Below are 20,659 nucleotides of genomic sequence, written 5' to 3' on the forward strand. Positions count from 1 at the left end.
CTTTAATTATTCAATGTTCAACGCGTCATTAACCAGAGCTTGTTGCTGCTCTTGGTGAACGGACGTATAACCAACTGCTGGAGATGAAGAAGCAGCACGACCTGCATAACGTAAAGTCGCCCCTGCTGGGATAGCTTCACGGAAGTTGTGTTGGCTGCAATACCAAGCGCCTTGGTTCAATGGCTCTTCTTGACACCATACGAAATCCTTAACATGCGCATATTGCGCCAGCGCTTGCTGAATATCTTCGTGTGGGAACGGATATAGCTGCTCAATACGCACGATAGCAACATCTGTTTGTTCATTCTTACGACGCTGTTCTAACAGATCGTAATAAACTTTACCTGAACACAGAATGACGCGTTTCACGTTTTTCGGATTGATTTCATCTATTTCACCGATTACTGGCAGGAATTTACCATTCGCCAGCTCTTCCATGCTTGATACCGCTAATGGATGACGCAGCAGTGATTTAGGTGACATCACAATCAGAGGACGACGCATATCGCGTAGTGCCTGACGGCGTAACATGTGATAAACCTGAGCAGGCGTTGACGGCACACACACTTGCATGTTTTGGTCTGCGCACAGTTGCAGATAACGCTCTAAACGTGCAGAGGAGTGCTCTGGGCCTTGGCCTTCATAACCGTGTGGTAAAAGCATTACCAAGCCACACATACGACCCCATTTTTGCTCACCTGAGCTAATAAATTGGTCGATAACCACTTGTGCACAGTTTGCGAAGTCACCAAATTGAGCTTCCCAAATCGTCAGAGCGCGTGGTTCTGTCGTCGCGTAACCATATTCGAATGCCAACACCGCGTTTTCTGTCAGAACTGAGTCCCAAACATTAAACACGCCTTGCCCGTTATGGATATTTTGCAGCGGTACATATACTGAACCGTTCGTTTGATTATGAACAACAGCATGACGGTGGAAGAACGTACCACGGCCAGCATCTTCACCAGATAGACGAACAGGAATACCTTCATCAACCAAGGTTGCATATGCCAATGTTTCTGCTGCGCCCCAATCAAGAGGTTTTTCGCCTTTTGCCATTTCAGCACGGTCAGAGTAAATTTTCTCAACACGAGACTGAGTGACAACTTCAGCAGGGATAGTACTGGTTTTAACCGCAAGCTCTTGCAAGCGTTTTAAATCAAATGTGGATTTGTATTCTTCATTCCATTCATGGTTCAGGTACGGTTCCCATGTATAAGAATGTAGCCCCATTTCACGCCACTCTTCAACGACACAGTCGCCTCTATCTAGCGCGTCACGGTACAAATTAACCATCTCAGTGACTTCATCAGCAGTCACAACACCACTTTCAATTAGACGGTCAGCATAGATTTTACGTGGGGTCGGATGTTTTTTGATTTTTTGATACATAATTGGCTGAGTTGCATTTGGCTCATCAGCTTCGTTATGACCATGACGACGATAACAAACGAGGTCAATCATCACATCACGTTTAAAGGTATTACGGAAATCTAGTGCTAAGCGAGTGACAAATGCTACCGCTTCTGGATCATCAGCGTTCACGTGGAAGATAGGTGCTTGGACCATCTTCGCGATGTCAGTACAATACTCTGTTGAACGAGTATCTTTCGGGTTAGACGTTGTGAAACCGATTTGGTTGTTAATGACGATACGTACAGTACCACCAACTTCATAACCACGCGCTTGAGACATGTTCAGTGTTTCTTGAACAACGCCTTGGCCTGCTACCGCAGAGTCACCATGGATGGTGATTGGTAGCACCATATTGCTACGGCCTTCATCAAGACGGTCACGACGAGCACGGACAGAGCCAATAACAACTGGGCTAACTATCTCAAGGTGAGATGGGTTAAATGCCAATGCTAAGTGAACACGTGAGCCTTCGGTTTGGAAATCAGAAGAGAAGCCTTGGTGATATTTAACGTCACCAGCACTTGAGTGGTCTTTGTGTTTACCTGCGAACTCATCGAATAGTTCAGCCGGTTTTTTACCTAAAATGTTGATAAGAACGTTAAGGCGACCACGGTGAGCCATACCTAGTACAACTTCACGCGTATCTTGTTTACCCGCATGGTGAATCAAATCTTTCAGCATTGGGATCAGTGAATCACCACCTTCCAATGAGAAACGTTTTGCACCTGGGAATTTAGCGCCTAAATAACGCTCTAGCCCTTCTGCTGCTGTTAATTCAGCTAAGAAGCGACGTTTTTCTTCTTTCGTAAATTGCTCAGCGACATTCACAGACTCGAGGCGTTGCTGGATCCAGCGTTTTTCCTCAGTATTTGTGATATGCATGTATTCAGCACCAATAGAACCGCAATAAATACGTTTCAGTGCATCATACAGGTCGCTAAGTTTCATGGTCTCTTTGCCAATCGCAAAAGAACCCACATTGAATGTTTCGTCGAAATCTTCTTTCGTTAGATTATGGAATGCTGGATCTAAATCGGGAACAGATTCACGTTTCCATAAACCTAATGGGTCAAGATTTGCATTTTGATGCCCGCGGAAGCGGAATGCGTTAATCAACTGCAAAACTTTTACTTGTTTTGCGTCGATTGCAGGATCGCTAACAGAGGTATGATAACGAGTCGAGTCTTTTGCTAAGCGACGGAAATATTCGCGTGCTTGTGAGTGGAATTGCTCAGCGTTGGTGCCTGCTCCAGGCAGTTGCTGGAAGATTTCTCTCCAGCCAGCATCAACAGAATTGGGGTCAGTTAGATAATCTTCATAGAGTTGTTCTATGTAAGCCTGGTTCGCGCCTGCCAGAAAGCTCGAATCCAGCCAGTCCTTCATTACGCCGTTCTGCATTGTGATCCCTTAAGCTTTTACAGCTTTAGTTTTCGCCGTGGTTAACTAATTGCCGCGTTTAAGCGGCCTCGATAAAGGTTCTTCTGGACGTGCTTTATGCATGTTCTCACTTTGGGTTTCCCTTTATCACTCCGGGCTCCCCTTTTAAGGAACCTTTAAAAACTGACTGCAGTTTTTAAAGGTTCCTCGAGTTTGCTCGCGTCTTCATCATTTGCAGTTTGGCTTATTACTTTCACTTTTTTGCTTTTACTTTTTACTATTTAATAACCTACGGTACTTTCGTACCGCAGGTTAAATCGGTTTTATGCACTATGTTTTAGTAACATAGATTTAATATGCCCGATAGCTTTCGTTGGATTTAGTCCTTTAGGACATACATTGACACAATTCATGATGCTATGACAGCGGAAAACACTAAAAGCGTCGTTCAGATCATCTAATCGAGCATCTGTTTCAGTATCTCTACTATCAATTAGGAACCTGTATGCAGCTAAAAGACCTGCTGGACCAATAAATTTGTCCGGGTTCCACCAGAACGATGGGCAAGAAGTTGAGCAACATGCACACAAAATACACTCATATAATCCATCGAGTTTTTCACGCTGTGCCGGTGACTGTAAATTCTCACGCGCCGGTGGGTTCTTATTATCATTAATAAGATACGGACGAATTTTTTCGTATTGAGTATAGAACTGGCTCATGTCGATAATCAGGTCACGAATAACAGGCAGACCTGGTAATGGACGGATCACAATTTTCTTTCCGCTACGAGTCAACGCAGACAGGGGTGTGATACAAGCCAGACCATTTTTACCATTCATGTTAACGCCGTCAGAGCCACATACACCTTCACGGCAAGAACGACGGAATGACAATGTTGGATCTTTCTCTTTCAGTTGGATCAACGCATCCAGCAACATCATGTCACGCCCTTCAGGCACTTCGAGCGTGTAATCTTGCATACGTGGCGCGTTATCTACGTCCGGATTATAGCGATAAATCGAAAATTCAAGTTTCATAGTTCATTTCTCCGCAACTGGATTAACACCACGCATTAATAAGTACGTACTTTCGGCGGGAAGGGTTCACGCAACTTAGGTTGCATGTTCACTTCACGACGCGTCATCGTTTCAGATTGCGGTAAATACAATGAGTGACACAGCCAATTAACGTCATCACGATCTGGATAGTCGAAACGGCTATGCGCTCCGCGACTTTCAGTACGGAAGTTTGCAGCTTGTGCTGTTGCATAAGCTGTTTCCATCAAGTTATCCAGCTCTAAACATTCAATACGTTGAGTGTTGAACTCGGTCGATGTGTCATCAAGACGTGCATTTTTCAAACGCTCGCGGATGACTTTCAGCTCTTCTAAACCTTTCGCCATTGCATCACCTTCACGGAATACCGAGAAGTTATGTTGCATGCAGGTTTGCAGCGCTTTACGGATTTCAACAGGATCTTCACCCGTACGTGCATTTTCCCAGCGGTTAAAGCGAGCCATTGCAGCATCAATGTCAGATTCAGATGCTTCACGCATTGAACCTTGCTCCATCAGTGACTCTTTCAGGTGTAGACCCGCAGAACGACCAAATACCACTAAGTCGAGCAATGAGTTACCACCAAGGCGGTTAGCACCGTGTACAGATACACACGCAATTTCACCCACAGCGAACAGACCTGGAATGACTTCATCCTCGCCTTTTTCGTTATAACGAATCGCTTGACCTGTAACCTTAGTTGGGATACCGCCCATCATATAGTGACACGTTGGGATAACTGGGATTGGCTCTTTGATTGGGTCAACGTGAGCAAAGGTACGAGATAACTCAAGAATACCCGGTAGGCGTGATTCCAGAACTTCTTTACCCAAGTGATCCAATTTCAATTTCGCGTGAGGTCCCCAAGGGCCATCACAGCCACGGCCTTCACGAATTTCAATCATAATTGAACGAGCAACAACGTCACGACCAGCAAGGTCTTTCGCGTTAGGCGCATAACGCTCCATGAAACGCTCGCCGTCTTTATTCAATAGGTATCCACCTTCACCACGGCAGCCTTCTGTTACCAGAACCCCTGCACCTGCGATACCTGTTGGGTGGAATTGCCACATTTCCATATCTTGTAGTGGCACACCCGCACGGGCAGCCATACCAACACCGTCACCCGTATTGATGTGAGCGTTTGTTGTGGATTGATAGATGCGGCCTGCACCACCTGTTGCAAGGATCGTTGCTTTAGCTTTGAAGTAAACTAGCTCGCCAGTTTCCATACAAATTGCCGTACAACCAACGATATCGCCATCTTGGTTTTTAACTAAATCAAGGGCATACCACTCAGAAAAAATAGTGGTGTGGTTTTTCAGGTTTTGTTGATACAACGTATGCAACAGAGCATGACCAGTACGGTCAGCAGCAGCAGCGGTACGAGCCGCTTGCTCACCACCGAAGTTTTTAGACTGACCACCGAATGGACGCTGATAAATACGACCGTCGTCCAAACGAGAGAATGGTAAGCCCATATGTTCTAATTCAAGAATCGCTTCTGGACCCGTTTTACACATGTATTCGATGGCATCTTGGTCACCGATATAGTCAGACCCTTTTACGGTGTCATACATGTGCCACTCCCAGTTATCTGGGTGAGTGTTACCTAGTGCAACAGTGATACCACCTTGCGCTGATACCGTATGAGAACGGGTTGGAAAAACTTTTGACAACAAGGCGCAAGATAAGCCAAGTTGCGAAATTTGCAATGCAGCGCGCATACCTGCGCCACCTGCACCGATAACGATAGCGTCAAATTCTCTTATTGGCAGATTCATTTATGCACCCCACACCACAATTGTTCCGTAAATTAAGTAAGCCAGCAGCGCAACAACAATAACAAGCTGCAACACTAAACGTAGTGCCAATGGCTTAACATAGTCAGTGAGCACCTGCCATAAACCAATCCAGGCATGCACTAAAATCGAGAACAATGTGAGGATAGTAAATACTTTCGTCACAGAAGATGCGAAGAAACCACGCCATGTTTCATAAGTGATATCGTTGATGGCAATAAAGCCAACAAGATACAGTACGTAGAGTACGATAACGATCGCTGAACCACGGATTAACAGCCAGTCCTGAATACCAGTGCGGCCTAAAGCTGAAGCATTACTTACCATACTAATATCCCCGCCAGAATTGCCAGAACGACAGTAATAACAAACGTGATTTTTGCAGATGAGTTACCTGCGGCTAGTGTTTCATCAACCCAGCCGAAGTCCATCAGCATATGACGAATACCACCACAAATGTGGTAAGCCAATGCTGTTAGAATTCCCCAAAGAATGAACTTAGCAAAAAAGCCGGTCATTATTTCGGATACGTATTGAAAGCCTTCTGGAGAGGAGAGAGATGTCCCTAACAACCAAAGCAGAATACCAACTGCGATGAAAGTAATGACGCCAGAGACACGGTGCAAGATCGAAGAGATTGCAGTGATCGGGAAGTGGATCGTCTGCAGATCAAGATTGACAGGTCTTTGTTTTTTCACAATTTTGCCCACACAGCTCTTTATTATTTTCCTTCCTCCGGACCTGGGGCGGAAATGGACAGCGACAGGGGTACAAAATGCAACTTAAGCTAAACGTTAGTCCATCATGTTCAAGTAGAGTTGCATACTGATTACGCTGGAACTCCTACATCAGGGTAATCCGGAGACCTGCTGCCAGTATAAAGTCTTCACATTGCTATTACAATTCCCACACAAAATGTTTGGTGACATTTAGCCCGAACAGTGAGAGGGATCACGATTTAAACATTTTATATAAATGTGCTTATCTTATTTGACAATGATTCAACATTTATCTTACATATATGGCTGGTAGAATTATCTGAACGTCGCCAATATCTCAATCGGCGTGAAAGAAAACTGAAAAGTTATGAAACTAGTTTCCCTTACTAAAAATAATGATATTGTAGGGAAAACAACAAAAAGAACATAACATCTACACACTCGTAAACAACCTAAAAGACATTGTCATCGGTAGTCAGATTTCAGGATTTAATGTGATAGCTAGCTGATTTCCACAACACACCGGTAGAACAATGTGTAAAGACGCAGTATAACGCTGAGTTCTGGTTGTTGGGTGTTGATTATCAAGCGCTAAGGAGACCGTAAATGGCTGATAACAAAGCTAAGCTAACGACTGAGAGTGCAAGTACAATTGAACTAGACATTCTAACCCCAACTCTCGGTCAAGACGTTATCGATGTCCGAACTTTAGGTTCAAAAGGGTATTTCACCTACGACCCTGGATTTACCTCTACTGCTTCATGTGAATCAAAAATCACTTACATTGATGGTGATAAAGGCATTCTGCTGCACCGCGGTTTTCCAATTGACCAATTGGCAACCGAAGCCTCTTACTTAGAGGTTTGCTACATCCTGTTATACGGCGAAGCGCCAACGCAAGAACAATACAATACCTTTAAGAATACGGTAACTCGCCATACCATGATCCATGAGCAAATTACCCGTATGCTTACAGGCTTCCGCCGCGACTCACACCCTATGGCAGTATTGTGTGGTGTGACAGGTGCGCTAGCAGCCTTCTATCACGATGCGCTGGATGTTAACAACCCTCGCCACCGTGAAATCACTGCGTATCGTCTGCTGTCTAAGATGCCAACGGTTGCGGCGATGTGCTACAAGTACTCCATCGGTCAACCTTTCGTCTACCCTCGTAATGACCTGTCTTATGCAGGTAATTTCTTGTACATGATGTTCTCTACACCATGTGAAGAGTATGTGGTTAACCCAGTGCTTGAGCGCGCAATGGATCGTATTTTAATCCTACACGCCGACCACGAACAAAACGCTTCAACGTCAACCGTACGTACTGCTGGCTCTTCCGGTGCAAACCCATTTGCATGTATTGCTGCGGGTATCGCTTCGCTATGGGGACCTGCTCATGGTGGTGCTAACGAAGCTTGTCTACGTATGTTGGAAGAGATTCAAACTGTTGAACACATTCCAGCATTCATTGAGCGTGCGAAAGATAAAAATGACTCTTTCCGTCTGATGGGCTTTGGTCACCGTGTTTATAAAAACCATGACCCACGCGCGACTGTTATGCGTGAAACCTGCCATGAAGTTCTAAATGAGCTTGGCCTGAACGATAGCCTACTCGAAGTGGCGATGGAACTGGAGCGTATTGCACTAAACGACCCATACTTCATTGAGAAAAAACTGTATCCTAACGTTGACTTCTATTCAGGTATCATCCTGAAAGCAATGGGTATTCCATCATCTATGTTCACCGTGATCTTTGCTATTGCACGGACTATCGGCTGGATTGCACACTGGAACGAAATGCATGATGATGGTCTGAAAATCGCACGTCCTCGCCAGCTATATACTGGCTACGGGAAACGTGAGTTTAACTCTAACCTATCAAAAAAATAATATTCTCACTAAAACGATTCGATTCCCTACATACCAAAGCCCCGAAAATCGGGGCTTTTCTATCGCATGATTTAGCTAGTTGATTGGTATTCTTTTGGTGTAACACCACTCATTTTTTTAAAAAAACTAATAAATGCGCTATCACTCGTTAGCCCTAATTCTTGAGTGATAAAATGGTAGGGCTTCCCTTGAGCAAGAAGCTCTACAGCCTTTATAAAACGCCATTGTTGGCGCCAAACCTGATAACTCATGCCTGTTTCACGCAAAAAAATACGTGTAATCGTTTTTTCACTTGCTCCAACAGTTTGGGCCAGCGCGACTAATGGTGGAGGAAGCTGCTCCATATTGACATGTTTCAGTCTGCGATCTTGCGGTATAGCGATAAACATCGGCTCTTTACTCGCATTTTGCAATTCATCGATAAACACAGGTAATAAATTGGCTAACCGCCCTGTTTGCCACTGGCTATCAAAAGGTGCAATAGCAATACGTTCAAGAAGCTCTCTCAATAGCGGTGTTACCGTTAACACCATGACTTCACTACCAATTTGCTGAGCAAACTGTTGGCTTAGATAAACGGAGCGATAGCCAACAGACGCCCGCATTTGCGCACGATGAACAACCTGTGCGGGGATCCAAGCCACTCTGCCAGGAGGAAGTAATGATAAGCAGTTTTCCAATGAAATACGGATACAACCTTGCTGCGTAAACAGTAATTGCCCCATATCGTGAGCATGAAAGCCTGAGTCGTGTTGCCCCATCTCCGCTGCAATCCCTAATATCGGAGCTTGATACCAATGTGTCTCAAACTTATCTTGCTGATTAAGCCATGCCATAACATGTCCTATTTTTGATGTTTATTGTCTTTATTATTGTAATAAGACAGTAAAAATACAACTAAACTGCTCGCCATCAGTGACAGATATAGGATTATTAATATGAAACGCCCTCTTTCATTATGGCTGGCTGTTGCCTTAATGATGTTTCCACAAATCGTTGAAACCATATACAGCCCAGCATTAACGGGGATTGCTATCGCTTTCCATGTTAATGCAGAACAAGCTTCACAGACGCTTTCACTCTATTTCTTTGCATTTGCATTCGGCGTCGTATTTTGGGGAAGAATGTGTGACACACTAGGCCGCCGCCCAACAATACTTGCAGGGCTTTTATTGTATGGAGTTGCCTCGATTGGAGCCTTATTTGTAACGCATTTTTATTTATTATTGCTTATGCGCATGTTATCCGCTTTTGGTGCAGCTGTAGGCTCTATTGGCACCCAAACAGCCATGCGTGATTGTTATCAAGGCCATGAATTATCTAAAGTATTCTCTATTATGGGGATCGCTCTAGCCATTAGCCCAGCAATGGGTATGTTAGCAGGTTCATTATTAGTCAGTAGTGGCGGTTATCAAGCCGTTTTTATTGGCTTAGCGGTTTTAGCTATTGGGTTATTGTTGTGGTCTTGTTATCGACTTCCAGAAACTCGACCAGCAAATGTGATACACAGCCCATTTTTAACCACTTTATTCACCATGATTAGGGATAAAGAAATTGTCAGAAATGTGATATTGATAGCATTTTTCAACATTAATTTATTCAGTTATTACCAACTGGCGCCCTTTCATTTTGAACAATTAGGGCTATCTCAACAACAATTTGGCCTAACTGGGATCTTATTAGCGTTAGGTGTAGGAATTGGTTCGACGTTAAATCGCCATTTATTGGGTAAAAATTGGTCACCAGAAAAATTAGTTAAGCTATCAAGCTTTGTTTCACTAATAAGTGGTTGCCTAGTTTTTATCCTAATGCATTCAGTGTGGTTTATCGCGCCTGTAATAGGGGTCGTCATTGGCTATGGTATTGCAATCCCTAATATTCTAGCTCATGCACTTAGCCGCTATTCCGACAATAAAGGCACTGCGGGTGCCATTTTAGGGCTATTTTATTATATAGGACTTGCGGTAGGTTTGATGGTGGCAGGCTGGAGCCAACATTTAGGTGGGGTTTTGGTAATAGGCAGCATTATTCTCAGCCTATCATCCCTTCGCTATCGCACACAGTAAATTCAACTCACTGTCTATGTGCAGCGCCAATATTGATTGGGCTGCACATGTTTATTTTAAATAACGCTTAAGCAGGATTATCAATATCAATGAATACCGCATCTAGCCCGTGGTTATCTACCAGCCACTGAGTAAGTGCTTTGATCCCATAACGCTCAGTCGCATGATGCCCCGCTGAGTAAAAATGGATCCCCATTTCTCTTGCAATGTGGATCGTCTGCTCAGATACTTCCCCTGTTACAAAAGCATCTACACCAAATTCCGCGGCTTGCAAAATAAAGCCTTGTCCCCCCCCTGTGCACCATGCAATTTGGCGAATTTCTTGTTTCCCCGTATCACCACAATGGAGTGCTTTACGCCCAAGATGCGTTTCCAGTCGTTCTGTTAATTCAGCAGGCGTAATCGGCTGATCAAAGTAACCAAATGGCATTAATGGCTCAATATGACCATCAATTTTAACCCCCATGATATGCGCCAACTGGGTATTATTTCCTAAGTGAGGATGTGCGTCTAAAGGTAAATGATAGCCATATAAGTTAATATCGTTTTCGAGGAGCGTTTTTAGACGCTTTCTTTTCATCCCTTTGATCACAACGGGTTCATTTTTCCAAAAGTAACCATGATGAACAATGACAGCATCCGCATTCATTTCAACGGCTTTATCAAGTAATGCTTGGCAGGCAGTGACTCCCGTTACAATTTTTTGTACATGTGAACGCCCTTCGACTTGTAAACCGTTCGGCGCATAGTCTTGGAATTCGCTGACTTTCAGCTCATTATTAATAAGTTCTTCCAACGCTAAGTTACGCATAATATTGTCCTTTTACTGCATCGGTTTTGCCTGTTCTAGCAAAAATGGTTGGTTTTGTGACAAGCTATCTAGAGTGTCTAGCTTTTGACATCCTCCCCACCCTAAAGGGTAAGATCCCTACTATATTCATAATGGTCGTGAGGATCAGCCATGAAGCCATTTTTGTATACAGGATATCGTTTTTCCTGCCTCATGGTTTTCATTTTGGAGCGCTAAGGAGGCGTGGTTGAAAAAAGCAACAAGCCCTGCAAAGTGCGCTATGTCATGCCATTACTGACTATTGAGTCTTAATTGAAATTTAAAGGCGCGCCGTCGCTTCATAGTTGGCATTATACTTTGGTCCATGAAAAAGGAAAAGTGATGCGCTAATGAGCGCCTCATCGGCATAGAAAAAGAGGGAATGGTGGAGATAGATCAGGTTAAATAATCTAGCATTTGAAATTAATATTCCCCCCCACAACCTAGTGTTGCGGGGAGCGGGATCGCCAATTAGCGATGAGTATTCATGGTCATTTCTGAGCGCTCAAGCCAAACAGGCTTATCACTTGTTTTAGCCCACACTTTATAAAGGTAGCTATAAAACTTTGCGCGTTGTGGATGAAAAACCATAACCGGAAATGCAAGTATGCCAGCGGTTAACGCTGCTGTGCGGCGTAAAAGCACCTGATTCCGGGAGTATTCGTGATATGCGGACATCGATATCCTCCTGTCAGTAGCCACATTATTTGCCGATTTTAGTTTGCCCCTAACTTACACATAGTACCCATTCAAGAGTGACCAAAATCGTACAGATAGTATGAAAGATAAATTAACTGCCTTAATAATACTCTTCTATTGGTAATTTTACTACTGATCTGACCACTTAAAAGATAAAAAAATCGTCAATTTTGAGAAAAAATGTAGGTTTATTACAATAATTAACAGCAAAATGAATAAAAACAACAAAACGATCACAATAAATTAACAACATCGATTAACAAAGCGTCACACTGCCGCTTTTTATTGCGATTTTTATACTTTTTTTACACCCCTAACTGACTTTTTATCAGCTTCTTTACAACGTAATCCTTACCCTACTCCTATGGAAATAATAAGGAGAAACGACTGTGTCATTACTTTCCATTATTGGGGCAGTTTTCGTTGTTTTACTGCTGGTTTATCTCATTTATGCCCTGCTTAACGCGGAGGATTTCTAAGATGGCCACAAGTGCATTACTACTTATTGCCAGTTTTTTACTGGTGCTATTTGTACTCGCGAAACCACTCGGACTATTTATTGCCCGATTAATAGAAGGCGATATGCCACACTTTATCGCCAAAACTGAGACGATCATTTGGCGTTTCAGTGGGCTAAAACAGCCAGGTCGAGAAATGGCAGAGATGAATTGGTCACGTTACGCATTCGCCATTTTGCTGTTTAACACATTGGGCTTTGCGTTACTTTTTATTCTGCTGCTATTTCAAGGCAACCTCCCTCTTAACCCACAAAAATTTCAAGGGATGAATTGGGATCTCGCTTTTAATACTGCAATTAGTTTTGTAACCAATACCAACTGGCAATCTTACAGTGGTGAAAGCAGCTTAAGTTACCTGAGCCAAATGGCTGGATTAACCGTACAAAACTTCTTATCCGCAGCAACAGGCATCGCAGTCGTGTTCGCTCTGATCCGTGCTTTTGCACGCCACAGCAGTAAGACGCTGGGTAATGCTTGGGTGGATCTCACGCGTATTACGCTCTATTTACTCTTACCGTTAGCGGTTATTTTTGCGCTCTTTTTTGTTAGCCAAGGTGTGATCCAGAATTTCTCGCCTTATGTCTTAAGCAATAATCTAGATAGTTCAGCTCAACTCATTCCAATGGGGCCTGTGGCATCTCAAGAAGCGATAAAACTCTTGGGCACAAATGGAGGCGGATTTTTCGCCGCAAACTCTTCTCATCCCTTTGAGAATCCAACGGCGTTGACTAACTTCGTACAGATGTTAGCGATCTTTTTGATCCCAACAGCCTTATGTTTTGCCTTTGGTCGCTCCGTGGGGGATAACAAACAAGGAAATGCCCTGTTGTGGGTCATGGCGATTATTTTTGTCATCGCGGCTACAACGGTGATTTATGCCGAGTATGTTGGCAACCCTTTTTTAGCTGATTTTGCGGCAAATAGCTCAATCAATATGGAAGGAAAAGAGAGCCGATTTGGGATCCTTGGCTCAGCATTATACGCCGTTGTGACTACCGCAGCGTCATGCGGTGCCGTCAATGCCATGCATGACTCTTTTACTGCGTTAGGCGGTATGGTGCCAATGTGGCTAATGCAGATTGGTGAAGTGGTATTTGGTGGCGTCGGCTCCGGTCTGTATGGCATGTTGCTCTTTGTTTTACTTGCCGTATTTATTGCCGGTTTAATGATTGGCCGTACTCCCGAATATTTGGGTAAAAAAATTGAAGTGAGAGAAATGAAAATGGTGGCTATTGCTATTTTAGTTACACCGACATTAGTACTTTACGGTACTACACTCGCTTTAATGACAGATGTGGGCCGCGCTGCCATTTTTAACCCTGGTGCTCATGGTTTTAGTGAAGTGCTATACGCTTTCTCTTCTGCTGCCAACAACAACGGAAGTGCTTTTGCAGGGCTTAGTGCAAACACACCGTTCTACAATGTTGCACTGGCAATCACCATGCTCTTAGGCCGCTTTGGTGTCATCTTCCCTGTTCTTGCTATCGCGGGTTCATTAGCAATGAAAAAACCTCAAATGGCAAGTACCGCCAGTTTACCGACGTATGGGCCTGTTTTTATTGGCTTATTAATTTTAACCATTTTACTCATCGGTGCTCTAACTTTCGTGCCCGCACTTGCGCTGGGTCCGATAGCAGAACATTTGCAAATTGGGTTAGCAGCATAATGAGGGAAATAAAATGAACAGTAAAAAAACTCAGCTTTTTGACCGTAAACTCGTTCGTCAATCGATTATTGATGCGATAAAAAAATGTACACCGCAAGCTCAATGGCGAAACCCCGTCATGTTTGTGGTCTATATCGGTAGTCTTATTACCACGCTGTTATGGCTAGCGATGCTCACCCATTATAGTACTGGGGATGCTTGGTTTAGTGGCATGATAACCTTATGGTTATGGTTTACTGTCTTATTTGCTAATTTTGCTGAAGCGCTCGCAGAAGGGCGCAGCAAAGCACAAGCGGCTAGTCTCAAAGGGGTTAAGAAACTCAGCAGTGCGGTACGTCTTGCTAACCCTAGCTTGGATGCCCCGCAAGAAACCGTCAATTCAGACCAGCTACGCAAAGGTGATATCGTTTTGATCCGTGCGGGTGAAACCATTCCTTGTGACGGTGAAGTGCTTGAAGGCGGTGCCTCCGTCGATGAAAGTGCAATTACGGGGGAATCAGCACCCGTGATCCGTGAATCTGGTGGGGATTTCTCCTCAGTGACGGGGGGCACCCGTGTATTGTCAGACTGGCTGATCGTTGAGTGTACCGTTAATCCCGGTGAAACTTTTCTTGACCGAATGATCTCCATGGTTGAGGGAGCGCAACGTCGCAAAACACCTAATGAAATCGCACTGACTATTCTATTGACCGCGCTTACCATTATTTTCTTGCTCGCCTGCGCAACCCTGTATCCCTTTACTCTCTTTGCAGCAGAATATGCAGGTGCTGGCAATGCAGTTTCTATTTTAGTGCTGATTGCGCTATTAATTTGTTTGATCCCAACCACCATTGGTGGATTACTCTCCTCTATTGGTGTTGCAGGGATGAGCCGCATGTTAGGTGCGAATGTCATCGCCACCAGCGGGCGTGCGGTTGAAGCTGCTGGGGATGTTGATGTGCTATTACTGGATAAAACAGGCACAATCACATTAGGTAATCGCCAAGCCTCTGCCTTTTTACCGTTATCAGGTGTCACTGAACAACAATTAGCTGACGCAGCTCAACTCTCATCGTTAGCCGATGAAACACCTGAAGGTCGCAGCATTGTAGTACTCGCGAAACAAAAATTTAATTTACGTGAAAGAGATATTCACGCCTTAAATGCCACTTTTGTTCCTTTTTCGGCAATGACCCGTATGAGCGGCGTCAATGTTGGTGACAGGATGATCCGCAAAGGTTCAGCCGATGCCATTCGCCGTTATGTTGAAGCTAATCATGGCAAATTCCCACTCGAAGCAGACAAGTTAGTCGAACAAGTTGCTCATCAAGGGGGAACTCCATTGGTCGTCGTAGATAACCAAACTGTTCTTGGTGTCGTTGCCTTAAAAGATATTGTAAAAGGTGGCATCAAAGAGCGTTTTGCTCAAATGCGTAGCATGGGGATCAAAACGGTAATGATCACTGGGGATAACCACCTAACGGCAGCCGCTATCGCTGCAGAAGCGGGTGTTGATGATTTCTTAGCAGAAGCGACGCCAGAAGCCAAATTAGCCTTAATTCGACAATATCAATCGGAAGGCCGTTTGGTTGCCATGACAGGCGACGGCACCAATGATGCCCCTGCCCTTGCACAAGCCGATGTCGCCGTTGCCATGAACTCTGGTACACAGGCCGCGAAAGAAGCGGGTAACATGGTGGATTTAGATTCAAACCCAACCAAACTGATTGAAGTGGTGCACATAGGCAAACAGATGTTGATGACTCGGGGATCGCTCACCACATTTAGTATTGCAAACGACATTGCCAAATATTTTGCCATTATTCCAGCCGCCTTTGCGGTAACTTGGCCACAACTTAATGCCCTCAACGTCATGCAGCTCCATTCACCAGCTTCCGCATTATTATCGGCGGTGATCTTTAATGCCTTGATCATTGTGTTTCTGATCCCATTGGCATTAAAAGGGGTCAATTATCGCCCTATGAGCTCACAATCGTTATTACAACGCAACCTTGGTATTTACGGCCTTGGCGGTCTGATCGTTCCTTTTGTTGGCATCAAACTTATTGACATGGTCATTAGCCTCTTTGGTTTATAAGGAATCAATTATGAACACGATCCGTTCATCCATTGTGGTATTAATTTTATTGGCGATTATAACGGGTGTCGCTTATCCTCTATTGGTTACTGGGCTCGCGAATGTTCTATTTCCTTGGCAAGCCCAAGGTTCGCTCATCCAGCAAGAAGAGCGTGTTATTGGATCTACTTTGATTGGTCAAAATTACCAATCTGACCGCTATTTTTTCGGCCGACCTTCAGCGACGGCTGATTATCCTTACAATGCGTTAGCCTCAAGTGGGAGTAATCTTGCAATAAGTAACCCACTTTTAAACGAAGATTTCGCACAGCGTAGTCAACAGTTGAGGATGCAAAATCCAGATGCGGGACAAGCTATCCCTGTCGATCTACTCACCGCCTCTGCCAGTGGCTTAGATCCACAAATTTCTGTTGCGGCAGCACTCTATCAAGCACCGCGTATCGCAAAGAACAGACAGATCCCACTAAAAGCAGTAGAATCATTGATAGCGGCACAAACAGAAAAGCCACTCCTTGCCTTTATGGGGGAACCCGTTGTGAACGTGTTGCAACTGAACGTGGCATTGGATGAGTTTAAGCAGCAGGCCAATCTCCCTACTTACTGAGGTTAGTTATGGACAATCAAGATCCTGTACGTCCAAATCCAGATGAATTGCTGGCAAAAGCCAATGAAAGTGGTCGTGGCAAACTCAAAATATTTTTCGGCGCCTGTGCAGGCGTCGGAAAAACTTATGCGATGCTACAGGAGGCACAGCGCCTGCGGGCACAAGGCCTAGATGTCTTAGTGGGGGTCGTCGAAACCCATGAAAGGGAAGAAACCGCCGCGCTCCTTGATGGTTTATCTCAGTTACCGCCGCGCCGCTTAAACCATCGAGGCCGTCGTATGAGTGCTTTTGATATTGATGCTGCTATTGCAAGGCACCCTGCTATCATTTTGATGGATGAGTTGGCATTTAGTAACCCAGCAGGTAGCCGCCATCCGAAACGGTGGCAAGACGTTGAAGAGCTTCTTGATGCGGGTATTGATGTTTTAACGACTATCAATGTGCAACATATTGAAAGTTTGAATGATATTGTGGGTAGCATTACAGGGATCCACGTACGTGAAACGGTTCCCGATCACATATTCGATGCCGCCGATGAAATCGTTTTAGTCGACCTTCCCCCAGACGATCTCCGCCAGCGCCTAAAAGAAGGTAAGGTCTATATCCCCGCACAAGCCGAGCGTGCGATCGAACATTTTTTCCGTAAAGGTAATTTGATAGCCCTTAGAGAGTTGGCTTTACGCCGTACTGCCGACCGAGTCGATGACCAAATGCGAGAGTTTCGCGATGGTAAAGGGCACGTTCCTGTTTGGCATACTCGAGATGGTTTACTGTTATGTATTGGTCACCATAATGGCAACGAAAAACTGGTGCGAGCGGCAGCAAGGTTAGCGGCAAAACTAGGCTCTGTTTGGCACGCCATTTATGTCGAAACACCAAAGTTACATCGCCTTCCTGAAGGGCACCGTAGGGCTATCCTTAAAGCGCTCCGCTTGGCTCAGGACTTGGGAGCCGAGACAACAACGTTATCCGATCCTTACGAAGAAAAAGCGGTTTTACGCTATGCGCGCGAACACAATCTAGGCAAAATATTGGTAGGTCGGCGCACGAAGCGTCGCCGCTGGCTAGACTTTGGTACTCATACAAACTTTGCTGAACGTTTAGGCGCATTAGGCCCAGATCTTGATTTAGTTATTGTTGCACTCGAAGAGAGAAATGATTGGGTTAAGGAGCCTGAACGTAAGCCTTTTTCTGAAAAATGGCGGAGTGATGTTAATGGGTTTTTAGTGGCTATCGCTATCTGTACGGTGATTACCCTGTTTTCACGTACTTTTTTGCTGGCTCTCGATAAAGCCAACCTTGTTACGCTGTATTTACTGGGTGTTGTATTAGTCGCGCTTTTTTATGGACGTCGCCCATCCATCTTTGCTGCGCTAATCAATGTAATTAGCTTTGACCTCTTTTTTGTACAACCCCATTTTTCACTCGCCATTATGGATATGCAGTACTTGGTCACCTTTACCGTCATGCTAATTGTCGGTGTCGTGGTCGGGAATCTAACTGCGGGTATGCGATATCAAGCGAGGATCGCGCGCTACCGTGAGCAACGAACTCGTCATCTATATGAAATGACAAAAGAATTAAGCCGAGCACTCACAGAGCAAGATATTGGTAAAACTGGCTATCACTTTATCAATAATGCCTTTCAAGCAAAAACCTGTTTATTGTTACCAGATGAAAACAATCAGCTCTCCCCTTTGTTATGTGAAGGTCATAGCCCTATGCAAATTGATCAGGCTATTGCTAAATGGAGTTTCGAGAAGCGGCAACCTGCTGGTGCGGGGACAGATACCCTCCCAAGTGTACCTTATCAATTACAACCCATTACAACCGCCGATCAAACACTGGCTGTACTCGCCATTGAACCCAACAATCTCCGTCAGTTGCTGATCCCTGAACAGCAGCGCATGTTGCAAACTTTTACAGGGCTGATTGCTAGCGCTTTAGCGCGTTTGCAATTGTCAAAGCAAGCGGAAAGTGCAAAATTAGATATTGAGCGTGAGCAGTTACGAAATTCGTTATTAGCCGCATTATCTCATGATCTTAAAACCCCCTTGACGGTGCTGTTTGGCCAGGCGGAAATTTTGACCTTGAATCTGAGCGCTGAAAATTCTCCTTATACTGAGCAAGTGAATCAAATGCGCCAGCAGATACTGAGCACCTCACGTTTAGTTAACAATTTATTAGATATGGCACGGCTGCAATCCGGCAGTATTCAACCTAATTTTGAGTGGCAATCACTGCAAGAGATCACAGGCAGTGCGGTTAGAACCCTTGATTACACCTTGCATAGCCACCCTCTATCTATTGATATTCCTGCCAACTTATTGCTCTATTGCGATGGCAATTTAATCGAGCGCGTATTAATTAACTTACTGGAGAATGCGACTAAATACAGTGATAAAGATACCCCGATGGGAATTTGTGCTCAAATAGAGGATAATCAAGTACATATTGAAGTTTGGGATGCGAGCAACGCTATCCCTGATGGGCAGGAAAAAATCATTTTCGATAAATTTTCTCGCGCCCAAAAAGAGTCGGCTATTCCCGGTGTAGGCCTTGGGTTAGCAATTTGTCGAGCCATTATTCAATTGCATGATGGCAACATTTGGGCCGAAAATAATAAAAAAGGTGGAGCTAGCTTCCACTTTGTTCTACCTTTTAAACAACTTCCAGATATTGAAGAGCTAGATAATTATTGTGAATCCCCATCAAATACTGATCATTGAAGATGAAAAAGAGATCCGTCGCTTTGTCCGATTAGCTTTGGAGGGGGAAGGCTGGAAAGTTTTTGAGGCGGAAAACCGTCATCGGGGGTTAATTGAAGCGGGAACTCGCCAACCTGATCTGTTAATACTGGATCTTGGCTTACCGGATGGTGATGGCTTAGATCTGATCCGTGATCTGCGCCAATGGAGTAGTATCCCGATCATCGTTCTCTCCGCTCGCGAGGAGGAGTCACAGAAAGTCGCGGCATTAGATGCCGGAGCAGATGATTACCTGACTAAACCTTTTGGTGTTAGCGAATTACTTGCAAGGGTCAGAGTCGCTTTACGTCGCTTCGGTAAAGTCACTCAAGAAAACGCAATATTCCAATTTGGTGATGTCACAATTGATTTTATCAATCGTCTCGTCACCAAACAAAATGAAGAGTTACATCTCACCCCTATTGAGTTTCGCTTGCTCAGTGAACTCGTAGCAAACAGTGGCAAAGTTCTAACGCAACGCCACCTATTGTTACAAGTTTGGGGGCCTAATTATGTTGAACATAATCATTACTTACGTATTTATATGGGGCATTTACGCCAAAAACTGGAAAATGATCCCGCTCGCCCTATTCATTTATTAACGGAAACGGGGATTGGCTACCGATTTATGCCATAACCTCTTATTCTCAGATTATTTCCTCTAGCTGCTGTAAAGTGACTCGCTATAATCTTCCTTATATCAAATTAAGGAGAGCAAATTTTGCAATCAAACATGACTTATCTAGTCCGCCGTTTTTCTACTGTTTTCGTTTTATTATTAGGTCTGTTTGTGGCCACACAAGCACTGGCACTAAGCCCTGAAGAACGCACGCGCACAGAAGCACTGTTAACTGAACTAGGTAAACAGCAGAATTTAACCTTTACCCGTAATGGCTCTGAGCACAGTGCAACCGATGCGGAGTCTCATCTACGCTTAAAGTTAAGCAAAACACACAAACGCTTGAGCACCACTGAACAATTTATTGATAACGTCGCGTCCAAATCCTCTATCACAGGTGAAGAGTATCAGGTCAAAGACAGCGAAGGGAAAGTCACTTCCGCGAATCAATATTTACATCAATTACTAAAAGAAAAAGTGGATACCCAAAAGCCTTAGTCTTGGTGATATCGGCTATTCTCCCATAAAAAAAGCTTCAGTGGCTGAATATAGCCCTGAAGCTTTTTTAT

17 protein-coding genes are annotated in these 20,659 nt (G+C 44.4%); 9 read left to right on the forward strand and 8 right to left on the reverse strand.

From position 1 onward, the window contains the following. Window positions 1–6: 6 nt before the first annotated feature. The 5 genes from sucA to sdhC form a co-directional block, all read right to left on the reverse strand. Window positions 7–2,814, reverse strand: coding sequence for a 2-oxoglutarate dehydrogenase E1 component (gene sucA, locus PR833_RS03560; RefSeq protein WP_272525881.1), 2,808 nt, complete (start codon window positions 2,812–2,814; stop codon window positions 7–9). Window positions 2,815–3,116: 302 nt separating this feature from the next. Next, window positions 3,117–3,833 carry a succinate dehydrogenase iron-sulfur subunit gene (locus PR833_RS03565; protein ID WP_004917754.1) on the reverse strand — a complete coding sequence of 239 codons (717 nt, stop codon included), beginning with the start codon at window positions 3,831–3,833 and terminating at the stop codon, window positions 3,117–3,119. A gap of 35 nt (window positions 3,834–3,868) precedes the next feature. Continuing rightward, window positions 3,869–5,635, reverse strand: a complete 1,767-nt coding sequence (sdhA, locus tag PR833_RS03570; protein WP_004917753.1) for a succinate dehydrogenase flavoprotein subunit — start codon at window positions 5,633–5,635, stop codon at window positions 3,869–3,871. Next, window positions 5,636–5,980: a succinate dehydrogenase membrane anchor subunit gene (sdhD, locus tag PR833_RS03575; RefSeq protein ID WP_004917752.1), complete on the reverse strand. Its 345-nt coding sequence runs from the start codon at window positions 5,978–5,980 to the stop codon at window positions 5,636–5,638. It lies immediately after the preceding gene. Then, window positions 5,974–6,363 carry a succinate dehydrogenase cytochrome b556 subunit gene (sdhC, locus tag PR833_RS03580; protein WP_004917750.1) on the reverse strand — a complete coding sequence of 130 codons (390 nt, stop codon included), beginning with the start codon at window positions 6,361–6,363 and terminating at the stop codon, window positions 5,974–5,976. Before sdhC ends, sdhD begins: the two co-directional genes overlap by 7 nt. A gap of 615 nt (window positions 6,364–6,978) precedes the next feature. Here sdhC and PR833_RS03585 point away from each other — a divergent pair. After that, window positions 6,979–8,265, forward strand: a complete 1,287-nt coding sequence (locus PR833_RS03585; protein ID WP_004917748.1) for a citrate synthase — start codon at window positions 6,979–6,981, stop codon at window positions 8,263–8,265. Between the two features lie 71 nt (window positions 8,266–8,336). Here PR833_RS03585 and PR833_RS03590 read toward each other — a convergent pair whose 3' ends face one another. Then, window positions 8,337–9,101: an AraC family transcriptional regulator gene (locus PR833_RS03590; RefSeq protein WP_272525882.1), complete on the reverse strand. Its 765-nt coding sequence runs from the start codon at window positions 9,099–9,101 to the stop codon at window positions 8,337–8,339. A gap of 102 nt (window positions 9,102–9,203) precedes the next feature. Here PR833_RS03590 and PR833_RS03595 point away from each other — a divergent pair, with 102 nt between their 5' ends. Next, the gene (locus tag PR833_RS03595; RefSeq protein ID WP_014657759.1) at window positions 9,204–10,331 is read left to right on the forward strand and encodes a multidrug effflux MFS transporter; all 1,128 of its coding nucleotides are present in this window, start codon (window positions 9,204–9,206) and stop codon (window positions 10,329–10,331) included. 67 nt (window positions 10,332–10,398) lie between these two features. Here PR833_RS03595 and PR833_RS03600 read toward each other — a convergent pair whose 3' ends face one another. Continuing rightward, on the reverse strand, window positions 10,399–11,142 hold the full coding sequence (locus PR833_RS03600) for a type 2 GTP cyclohydrolase I (RefSeq protein ID WP_004917742.1): 744 nt from the start codon (window positions 11,140–11,142) through the stop codon (window positions 10,399–10,401). 489 nt (window positions 11,143–11,631) lie between these two features. Continuing rightward, window positions 11,632–11,838, reverse strand: a complete 207-nt coding sequence (locus tag PR833_RS03605) for a YbfA family protein (protein WP_014657758.1) — start codon at window positions 11,836–11,838, stop codon at window positions 11,632–11,634. A gap of 410 nt (window positions 11,839–12,248) precedes the next feature. Here PR833_RS03605 and kdpF point away from each other — a divergent pair, with 410 nt between their 5' ends. The 7 genes from kdpF to PR833_RS03635 all read left to right on the forward strand — a co-directional run bounded on the left by kdpF (window position 12,249) and on the right by PR833_RS03635 (window position 20,588). Beyond that, complete coding sequence (gene kdpF, locus PR833_RS20385) at window positions 12,249–12,338, forward strand: K(+)-transporting ATPase subunit F (RefSeq protein WP_071243399.1); 90 nt, start codon at window positions 12,249–12,251, stop codon at window positions 12,336–12,338. A gap of 1 nt (window position 12,339) precedes the next feature. Further along, window positions 12,340–14,043, forward strand: coding sequence for a potassium-transporting ATPase subunit KdpA (kdpA, locus tag PR833_RS03610; RefSeq protein ID WP_272525883.1), 1,704 nt, complete (start codon window positions 12,340–12,342; stop codon window positions 14,041–14,043). Between the two features lie 13 nt (window positions 14,044–14,056). Continuing rightward, window positions 14,057–16,120, forward strand: a complete 2,064-nt coding sequence (kdpB, locus tag PR833_RS03615; protein WP_004917733.1) for a potassium-transporting ATPase subunit KdpB — start codon at window positions 14,057–14,059, stop codon at window positions 16,118–16,120. A 10-nt stretch (window positions 16,121–16,130) separates the two neighbouring features. Beyond that, window positions 16,131–16,724, forward strand: coding sequence for a potassium-transporting ATPase subunit KdpC (gene kdpC / locus PR833_RS03620; protein ID WP_014657757.1), 594 nt, complete (start codon window positions 16,131–16,133; stop codon window positions 16,722–16,724). 8 nt (window positions 16,725–16,732) lie between these two features. Next, window positions 16,733–19,453 carry a two-component system sensor histidine kinase KdpD gene (gene kdpD / locus PR833_RS03625; RefSeq protein ID WP_272525884.1) on the forward strand — a complete coding sequence of 907 codons (2,721 nt, stop codon included), beginning with the start codon at window positions 16,733–16,735 and terminating at the stop codon, window positions 19,451–19,453. Next, window positions 19,425–20,108 carry a two-component system response regulator KdpE gene (gene kdpE / locus PR833_RS03630; protein WP_004917729.1) on the forward strand — a complete coding sequence of 228 codons (684 nt, stop codon included), beginning with the start codon at window positions 19,425–19,427 and terminating at the stop codon, window positions 20,106–20,108. Before kdpD ends, kdpE begins: the two co-directional genes overlap by 29 nt. Before the next feature lie 84 nt (window positions 20,109–20,192). Beyond that, window positions 20,193–20,588, forward strand: coding sequence for a DUF5329 family protein (locus PR833_RS03635; RefSeq protein ID WP_223854703.1), 396 nt, complete (start codon window positions 20,193–20,195; stop codon window positions 20,586–20,588). Window positions 20,589–20,659: the final 71 nt, after the last annotated feature.

The organism is Providencia sp. PROV189 (assembly GCF_028480065.1).
GTDB classification, from domain to species: Bacteria; Pseudomonadota; Gammaproteobacteria; order Enterobacterales; family Enterobacteriaceae; genus Providencia; species Providencia stuartii.